Source organism: Pseudonocardia xinjiangensis, from assembly GCF_012911925.1.
In the GTDB taxonomy this organism is placed as follows: domain Bacteria; phylum Actinomycetota; class Actinomycetes; order Mycobacteriales; family Pseudonocardiaceae; genus Pseudonocardia; species Pseudonocardia xinjiangensis.
On record NZ_JAAXKY010000280.1, the window covers coordinates 1 to 2,768 of the forward strand.

Annotated in this window: 2 protein-coding genes; both read right to left on the bottom strand. The window is 67.8% G+C overall.

What is annotated here, in order from left to right; all coding sequences use genetic code 11:
- Nucleotides 1-189: 189 nt before the first annotated feature.
- Complete coding sequence (locus HF577_RS36955; protein WP_169400645.1) at nt 190-1,848, bottom strand: purine-cytosine permease family protein; 1,659 nt, start codon at nt 1,846-1,848, stop codon at nt 190-192.
- Nucleotides 1,849-1,963: 115 nt separating this feature from the next.
- On the bottom strand, nt 1,964-2,768 hold an 805-nt coding region (gene bla / locus HF577_RS36960), incomplete at its 5' end, for a class A beta-lactamase (protein WP_169400646.1).

Here is a 2,768-nt window from a genome sequence, read left to right on the forward strand (position 1 = left end):
ACCCCACCGCCGCCCACCACGACGAGCGCGTCGACGAGGTGAAGCGGACGGCGCGGGCGATCGCCCACCGGGTAGGAGGCCGGGCCGCGGAGTAGCCCCGCCCCGGGTTGCAGCAAAGCCACTTTCACGCAACCTGCTTGCATGAAAGTGGCTTTGCTGCAATGTGGTCCTGTCCCGGGAGGGCCGGGGTCAGGGGCGCGTCGCCGGGAGCACGTGGTCGCCGACCTTGTCGGTGCTCAGGCAGAGCGAGCAGACGTGGGCGTCGTGCGTGTGGCACGCGACCATGTCGGGCCGCTCGAAGTCCTGACGGCAGACGTGGCAGCCGAGCACGTCACCGGACGGGTTGCCGTGCTCGTCGTACATCGGCAGGTCGATGCCGTCATTGGTGCGCCGCAGGTAGTACTTCCCCTTCGTGGCCAGCGCGATGACGGGCGGGAGAACCAGGCCCAGACCGATGGCGACGAGAGGCGAGAACGGCTGGATCCCCGATCCGAGCGCCCCGAAGAAGGCCAGGATCGACACGCCGGCGGCAATCAGCATCGAGCCGAAACCGACCGGGTTGAACGAGTAGATCATCCCGCGCCGGAACTCGGGCTCCTTCGGCGAGATCTTCAACAGGTACTTGTTGATCGCGATGTCCGAGGCGACCACGACGACCCAGGCGATGCCGCAGTTCGCGTAGAAGCCCAGGATCGTGTTGAGGAAGTCGAACATGTTCGCTTCCATCAGGATCAACGCGATCAGGAGGTTGACGCCGAGGAACACCAACCGGCCCGGGTAGTGCTTGGTGACGCGGGTGTAGGAGTTGGTCCACGCCAGCGAACCCGAGTACGCGTTGGTCACGTTGATCTTGATCTGGCTGATCACGACGAGCACCACGGCGAGGGTCAATGCGGCCCAGCCGGGCATGATGTCCTGGTAGATCTCCAGGAACTGGTGCACCGGCTGGTTGGCCACGGCCGTGCCGCCTGCGATGTTGGCGATGATGTAGACGGCGAGGAAGAGCCCGATCACCTGCTTGATCGCGCCGAAGATCACCCAGCCGGGCCCGGCGAGGATCATGGCGGCCCACCAGCGCCGCGAGTTCTCCGGCGTCTTGGGGGGCATGAACCGCAGGTAGTCGATCTGCTCGGCGATCTGCGCGATGAGCGACAGGCAGACGCCGGCGGCGAGCATGATCGATGCGAGGCTGGGCGCACCCTGGCCGTTCGCACCCTGGTAGGCGAAGAACGAGTTGACCGACTCCGGATGGGTGATCAGCAGGTAGGCGAACGGCAGCACCATCAGGACCAGCCAGAGCGGCGTCGTCCAGAGCTGCAGCTTCGACAGCAGGGACATCCCGTAGACCACGAGCGGGAAGATGATCAGTGTCGATATCGCGTACCCGAGCCACAGCGGGATGCCCAGCCCGAGCTGGAGGCCCTGGGCCATGATCGAGCCCTCGAGCGCGAAGAAGATGAACGTGAACGTCGCGAAGATGACGTTCGTGACCACCGATCCGTAGTATCCGAACCCACTGCCGCGCGTGATCAGATCGAGGTCAAGATTGTACCGGGCCGCATAGAACGCGAGCGGGAAACCGGTGGCGAAGATGACGACGGCGAAGACCAGAATGCCCCAGAGGGCATTCGTCGTGCCGTAGGAGATCCCGATGTTCGCACCGATGGAGAAATCGGCCAGGTAGGCGATTCCACCGAGCGCCGAAACCGCCACGACGCCGGGCGACCATTTTCGGTAGCTGCGCGGGGCGAAACGCAGCGTATAGTCCTCCAGTGTCTCTTTTGCGGCGGTACCGACATCGGCGGCCGCGGCGGTTTCGGTCGCAACGAGCGACGGTTCTGGTGACACGCGCTGACCTCCGAGTATTCGTGCTGCCCTTCTTCAGCGAGTATGTGTCAGCGCTCGGCCCGGTCGGTTTCCTTGCGATAATGGCTGTGTTACAGCCGATGATCAGCCCCCGGGCTCAGCCGAGCTCCCGGGCCACCGCGGTCGCCGCCTGCGCGAGCAGGGCGTCGTCGGTGGACGCATCGGCGGCTGACCGGCTCGACAGGATCGCCACCACGAGGGGCGGCCCCGCCGGGGGCCAGACGACCGCGACGTCGTTGACGGTGCCGTAGCTTCCCGTACCGGTCTTGTCCCCCACCCGCCACCCGGCGGCCAGCCCCGCGCGGATCCGGGTGTCGCCCGTGGTGTTGCGGACCAGCCAGTCGGTGAGCAGTGCGCGGTCGGGCCCGTCCAGCCGTTCCCCGAGCACCAGTTCCCGCGCGTCGGTCGCGAGCGCCCGCGGGCTGGTGGTGTCGCGCTCGTCCCCGGGCACCGCGCTGTTGAGGTCGGACTCCCTGCGGTCCAGCCGGGTCACCTCGTCGCCGAGGGAGCGGGCGAAGGCGGTGATCGCGGCCGGGCCGCCGAGGTCGTCGAGCAGCAGGTTGGCCGCGGTGTTGTCGCTGTAGCGCACGGCCGCGTCGCACAGTTCGCGGATGGTCATCCCGCCGCCGACGTGCCGTTCGGTCACCGGCGAGTACGACTCGAGGGCGCCGGACCCGTACCGCACCCGCACGTCGAGGTGCTCCGGTGGGTTCCGGTCGAGCACGGCGGCGGCCGCGAGCATCTTGAACGTCGAGCACAGGGCGAACCGCTCGTCCGCCCGGTGGGTCAGCTCCTGCCCCGTGCCCGTGTGCACGGCGTACACCCCGAGCCGGGCGTCGAAGCGGCGTTCCAGCTCGGCGAAGCGCTCCAGGGCGGCCGGGCGCACGGGGGCCGGGCCAGGC